Below are 5,410 nucleotides of genomic sequence, written 5' to 3'. Positions count from 1 at the left end.
TCAACAGCAGTATTCAACGAATCTCGATCCTGAACTCGCCCTGCCAGACGGACTTGCTACGAGCCGTTGGCCTCAACTCACCCTGACAGACAGGGGGCCAGTTCTGGCAGTCCTGCTAATAGCAGCCGCAGCCGAGGCGCTGCAGTCCCAACGACAGGTAAGGCAACTCCCTGCGGGATCAGTCAGTTCCGGTCAGTCGGGCACACCTTGTGATCAGGATCCCACCACAGCACGTGGAACACCTCATCCGCCCGGAACCCCCACAGCCGCTTCGGGCCCGAGATCCGGAACCGGAACAGCTCCTCCGTCACCTGGTCCAGCTCACGTTGTGCCAGTCGAGTCTGGGCGTGGGCGCCGACGGTGTCGGTCGAGTACGCGTGATGCTTCTTGTGGCGTTTGTTCCTTTGTCCGGTCTCCTGCGCGAGGATCTCGCCCCAAGTCAGGGCGGAGATATCGCACAGGAAGTTCAAGATCTCCCAGGCGTCCGGGGTACCGGCCTCGGGCCACCCCCACGCACCGTCAAAGGCGCGGTCGACGTACTGGAATGAGACGACCAGCCGGCGGTCGTTGCCCTGTGGAAGCGGCAGCGCCTTCGGCTGGCGTTCACCGGCAGACTTGGCAAGGGACGTCGCCCTGGCCTTCGGCTTTTTAGGGGACATACGGAACGTGTCGGGCTATCGGTGGGGGTTCTGGTGGTTCGCCCACTCGTCCCAGACGATCTCGTCGACCGGCACAGCGTCCTCAGCGGTGTCGACGCTCGCGTAGTAGTTCTGCATCGCCTGCGGGCTGATCTCCGCGTTGGATCGGGCTGTTGCCGACAGTCCGGCGCGGGCGTCTACCCACGGGTCCTCGCCGTGGGTGAGGTGGCTGAGCTTGCGCCCGTCCAGGTGGCCGTAGTTGTCCAGGACCACGTCGATGGTGGCAAGTGCTGACTCCGTGAGGTTCCTCGGGCTGCCCGTGGGCCACTCGCTTACCGAGAACTGCCCGCGGTGCACGTCGTACAGTTCACGCACCACGGGTCCGTTCGCCCACGCCTCAATTCGCTCAGGGAACAGCGGTTCGTCGTCCCAGACCAGGTGCCAAGCCTGCGAGTAGTAGACGAGTTTTTGCAGCTTCATGGCCGACATCTGCCCATGACGGGACAGAATGTAGGCGGCTACGTCATGCGCGTTAGCCATGTCGATCACTCCTGGCGGGTAGAGGGGGTGTGCCCGCGTAGGTGCCACAGGGTAGCGGCTTATCTCCAACGCTACATCGCGGCTCTGACAGTGATGCCCGTTTTGCCCTGCGTAACAGGTATGTCATTCCTGACAGCGCAACCAGTGCATGCGGGATCCAGAGCGCGGAGGGAGACGGCGTCGAGGTACACCCGCCACATGCTGCGCCCGGCCACCCTGTGGAGGTGTAGAGGCCGAGTTCCGCTGAACTGCAGCCAGTACGTCACCTTCCGCCTGAGCGACCTCACCGCGCCGCTCGGGCTCTCCCAGCCCACCGTGAGCCACCATCTTCGGATCCTCACCGAGGCTGGCCTGCTCGAGCGCGAGCAACGCGGCGTATGGGCGTCTACCGCCTGGTGCCGCCGGCGATCGCTGCGATCGCCGAGCTGTTGACGCCGCCCCACAAGCGGGCAAAGCAGAAGACCCGCTGACCAGCAGCGTCTAAGGCCGGCGCAATGCCGGCCGGGCACCGGCGTCGCGCGAAAGACAATCGGAATCACGAACTGCGCGCTGACTGGTCGGGTCGCGTAGAGCAGGTCACCAGAGCGGGTGCGGTCATCGCAGCCAGCCCAGGAACCGGCGATGCAGTAGCCCCGCGGAAGCCCAGCCCATGTCCTGGCTCGCGGCAACCATGCAGGAGCCCATATACAGGGCGAGGGAGATGGGAGCGCTTTCGAACTCGGCTCGCAGCTCGTGGCGTCGTGTGCGGCAGGGCCATGGGGCACCGCACCCGGCGCAGGTCCAGATCGGCAGAACTGGTCCGTGCGTGGTCATGACGCCTCACCGGACCAGTGCCCTCGTCTGGTCGGTATGCGGTGTCTCGACCGGCAGGGCCGTCCACCGCCGCAGAGGCCGACTGACCTGACCTTCCTCCGTGACCACACCGATCGGTGTCTACGTTCCAGGGCCACTGTGTAGGAGACAATCTGCTCGGCCGACGTCGTCTCTGATTGCCGCCGGCGGGTCTCCTGGAAGAAGGTCACGTCGCGCTCCTCCTGCTGGTGATTTCATGCTTCCGGCTCCTGGCAGCGCTTTCGGGGCCGAACTTGGCTGGCCGTTTGCACGCGGGCGTCGACCGGGCGGGGAATCGCACGACGGGTTATGGACGTAAATTTCCCGGTTCGCGCCTCGCGATCTGGGTGGCAGACTCTGTGCGTAGCGGCCGGGTGCATTCCGGGCAGCATAGGGATGCACCGCAGGTGCGGCACCATTGCAGCGAGCGTTTGAATGCGAGCAGCCCGGCGAGGAATCCGAGCACAAGCGCTGCGCTGATGGCCGCGATCGAGATCAGGTTCATGGAGTGCCCTTCAGAACGCCGGTGTCGGCATCGTTGATTCGGTCGATGTTGGGCGGGCCGCAGCTCTGCGACCCGCAGACAGTGGGAGAGGTGGTGATGTGGTATCGACGGACGTCAGGTGGCTTGCTTGGCCGGTTGCGGCGCCTCTGCTGGGCAGAACCCGCTCGGCAGGGCGTAGGTGGACATCGGGTCACCGATGATGCGCAGCATCAGGCGGTCGCCGGTGAACCGGGTTCTGCCGTGGAGCCAGCGGTCGTTGAGCAGGATGTAGCCGTGGCCCTCACCTAGGTCGACTGGAATGATGTGCTGCTGGACAAGCGCTCGAAGCCGGTCGATAGACGGCGCGACCATCGGCGCGAAACGCGCAAGCTCGTCGAGGCGCAGCCGGACGGCTATCCGGCCTTCGGTCGTCTGCTGGAAGACCGCGCCGAGGTGGCCGGATCCTCCGCCGAAGTACGTGGATCGGGGCGTGGACAGCGCCGCGAGTATGGCGGGTTCGGTGCGGGCGATCTCGTCGTAGAGGTCGCGACCGTCCACCAGATGGCTGCGTCCACCGGTCTGCGCGCGGCGAAGACATGCGAGCATCAGGACGCGCGGTGGCCGGCATACAGCGGATCCTTCGGTGTGGGGCAACAGCTCGCGATCGGTGAAGCCCGCGAGGCTGGTTTTTCCGTCTTCGGACGCTAGCCGCTGGGCGATAGTGGTCACGCCGTCGGAGTCGCTGTCGCGGTGCTCGCGGATTCTGATCAGTGACCGGGCTGCATAGAGCAGATCGTCCCTTTCGATTCCGCCCTGGAAGATCGTGATGCCGTGCGTGGTGAGGCCACTCAGGATGCGAGCCGTGCTGTCCGGGTCGCGTAAGTCCACGTGGGGCAGGTCGTCAACGTCGGGCATCTGGTCACCTCCGGCGAATCGCTCGTCGGCGTTCACCATGGCCGCACCTACCGCATGGATCAAGTGACGGATTGTCAATGCCGAGCCGCCATGAGCGAGCAATGACCGTGCTACGTTCCGGACGGTCCAGGTCCTGCACCAGTGGAGGGAAGCCGGATGAGCTACCAGCCGCACCTATTCCCTGTCTCCGTGAAGGGCGTCGTGGTTCGCAACGGCCGCGTGCTGTTGCTACGCAACGAGCGCGACGAGTGGGAACTGCCGGGCGGGAAGCTGGATCTCGGTGAGGAACCGGCCGACTGCGTGACCCGGGAGATCGTTGAGGAGGTCGGCTGGCAGGTGACCTCTGGACCGCTGCTGGACGCTTGGCAGTACCACATCCGCGACGGCGTCGATGTCCTGATCATCACGTACGGCTGCCACGTGGGCACCGACGCCGATCCGGTCGTCAGCCACGAGCACAAGGAAGTCGGCCTGTTCACCGAGGCCGAGGTCGCGGCGCTGCGCATGCCAGACGGGTACAAGAGATCCATCACGACCTGGTACGCCAAACTCAGTGCCCGAGTCATGTAGGCGACCGACGATGCAGTGCGGCGGTTGCGGGGCGAGGGTCGGCCGCTGGAGTGCGTCGCCGCTGTGCCCGGCGTGCCACGCCATCGCCGGTGCTGCCCTGCCAGTCCCTGGCCAGCGCCATGGAGGCTCGGCCTTGTGGTTGTGGACCAGCGATATCGCACGGGCCGCGCTGGCCAGCGGCGATCTCGCGGTCATCATTCGCGCCTACAGGGCCGCGACCGGGGTGAGCCAACGACGTCTTGCGGAGTTGCTCGGCTACGACCCGACGTACATTTCGATGATCGAAACGGGACGGCGGGAGATTAGCGATGTCGCCACCCGGCTACGGATTGCACGCCACCTCGGCGTGCCTGCGCACACGCTTGGAGTGAGCGACCCCGACGACGCCGACTTCACCGCGATGCTCCAGTTCGGCGAGTCGACTATCCGCCTCGCCGCGATCGCACGGCAGTCCGGGTGCGGCGCCGAAGCCGTCAACGAGCTCTGGCCGCTGGTTGCCCGCTTAGAGAGCCGGATCGCCGACGGGCATGTTGAGCGGGATGTGATGCTCCTGCTTGCCCGTGCTCGCGCCGAACTCGGCGTCTCACTCGGCTACGTCTTGCCCGAGGAGCGACTGGTCAGTGCCGCCCGCTGGACCGGCCGGGCGTTGTGGCTGGCCGAACACCTCGACGACCAGGACCTGCTCGCCTTCACCCTCCGCGTGCACGGCAACGAGCTGCGCAAGGTCGAACGGCACACCGCCGCCGTTGCCCGACTTCGACGCTCTGTGGAACTGGTGCCTGATCCCGACCGAGGTGCGGCTCTGGTACAGCTCGCCCGAGCCGCCGGAGAACTCGGCGACCCCGCCCTATTCGACCACGCCATCACCCGCGCCTGGCGACTCGTCGACGCCAAACCCGGCACCGGACTCACCAGCCTTCACGCCCTCCACGAAGTGCACCTGCGCGGGCTGGTTCACACACGCCGACACGACCTGGCCACCGACCTGCTCGATCGCCACCGTATGTCCACCACCGCGATACCACCGCAATGGCAGGCGATTCTCCACGTCACCACCGGCGAAGTGCTCTTGGCCTGCCGCGGCACATCCCAAGCCGAAGCGGCGTTCCAGGCTGCCATCGCCATCGCCCAGGAGCACCGCCTACCTCACCAGATCCAGCGCACCTTCCGGGCCTCCGCGTCGCGTCTTCCTGCTGTCGGGGAGCTCGCGCGCCAAGCGCTGGACAGGCTCCGCGTCCCCGAGCCGAACCCGGCCGGCGCCCAGGCACCATAATCCGCATTGCTTGTGCACCGCGGCGATAGCGACCAGTCGGGAGCCGGTTGCGACGTCGAGGACATGGCGACCGGCCACGGTGTCCGGGTGATCGAGGATGTAACGCGCGAGACTCTGCCCGCCGGTCCAGGCCGACGCCTAGAACGGCGGCGGGAGGAC

5 protein-coding genes and 1 pseudogene are annotated in these 5,410 nt (G+C 66.2%); 3 read left to right on the top strand and 3 right to left on the bottom strand.

Annotation, left to right across the window (positions count from 1 at the left end; genetic code table 11):
• Nucleotides 1-182 precede the first annotated feature (182 nt).
• Nucleotides 183-659: a hypothetical protein gene (locus tag ACWD5O_RS36865; protein WP_449939474.1), complete on the bottom strand. Its 477-nt coding sequence runs from the start codon at nucleotides 657-659 to the stop codon at nucleotides 183-185.
• 15 nt (nucleotides 660-674) lie between these two features.
• On the bottom strand, nucleotides 675-1,178 hold the full coding sequence (locus tag ACWD5O_RS36860; protein WP_449939477.1) for a Panacea domain-containing protein: 504 nt from the start codon (nucleotides 1,176-1,178) through the stop codon (nucleotides 675-677).
• A gap of 279 nt (nucleotides 1,179-1,457) precedes the next feature.
• On the opposite strand from ACWD5O_RS36860, the pseudogene ACWD5O_RS36855 reads away from it, so the two are divergent.
• Nucleotides 1,458-1,648, top strand: a pseudogene (locus tag ACWD5O_RS36855) (ArsR/SmtB family transcription factor); the annotation flags it as partial.
• 980 nt (nucleotides 1,649-2,628) lie between these two features.
• Here the strand turns inward: ACWD5O_RS36855 and ACWD5O_RS36850 are convergent.
• Nucleotides 2,629-3,447 (bottom strand): TauD/TfdA family dioxygenase, encoded by an 819-nt coding sequence (locus ACWD5O_RS36850; protein ID WP_450088144.1) that lies wholly within the window; start codon nucleotides 3,445-3,447, stop codon nucleotides 2,629-2,631.
• Between the two features lie 117 nt (nucleotides 3,448-3,564).
• Here ACWD5O_RS36850 and ACWD5O_RS36845 point away from each other — a divergent pair, with 117 nt between their 5' ends.
• Both ACWD5O_RS36845 and ACWD5O_RS36840 read left to right on the top strand, forming a co-directional pair.
• Nucleotides 3,565-3,978 carry an NUDIX hydrolase gene (locus ACWD5O_RS36845; RefSeq protein WP_450088143.1) on the top strand — a complete coding sequence of 138 codons (414 nt, stop codon included), beginning with the start codon at nucleotides 3,565-3,567 and terminating at the stop codon, nucleotides 3,976-3,978.
• A 133-nt stretch (nucleotides 3,979-4,111) separates the two neighbouring features.
• A complete protein-coding gene (locus ACWD5O_RS36840) occupies nucleotides 4,112-5,251 on the top strand; it encodes a helix-turn-helix domain-containing protein (protein ID WP_450088142.1) in 1,140 nt (379 codons plus the stop codon).
• Nucleotides 5,252-5,410 lie beyond the last annotated feature (159 nt).

This window comes from Micromonospora sp. NPDC005161 (assembly GCF_053599855.1).
This window is presented reverse-complemented; position numbering and strand designations above follow the sequence as displayed.

Bases quoted from the DNA above. Each gene is read 5' to 3' on its own strand.
- ACWD5O_RS36865 (WP_449939474.1), bottom strand. From the start codon at position 659: ATGTCCCCTAAAAAGCCGAAGGCCAGGGCGACGTCCCTTGCCAAGTCT.
- ACWD5O_RS36860 (WP_449939477.1), bottom strand. From the start codon at position 1,178: ATGGCTAACGCGCATGACGTAGCCGCCTACATTCTGTCCCGTCATGGG.
- ACWD5O_RS36850 (WP_450088144.1), bottom strand. From the start codon at position 3,447: ATGGTGAACGCCGACGAGCGATTCGCCGGAGGTGACCAGATGCCCGAC.
- ACWD5O_RS36845 (WP_450088143.1), top strand. From the start codon at position 3,565: ATGAGCTACCAGCCGCACCTATTCCCTGTCTCCGTGAAGGGCGTCGTG.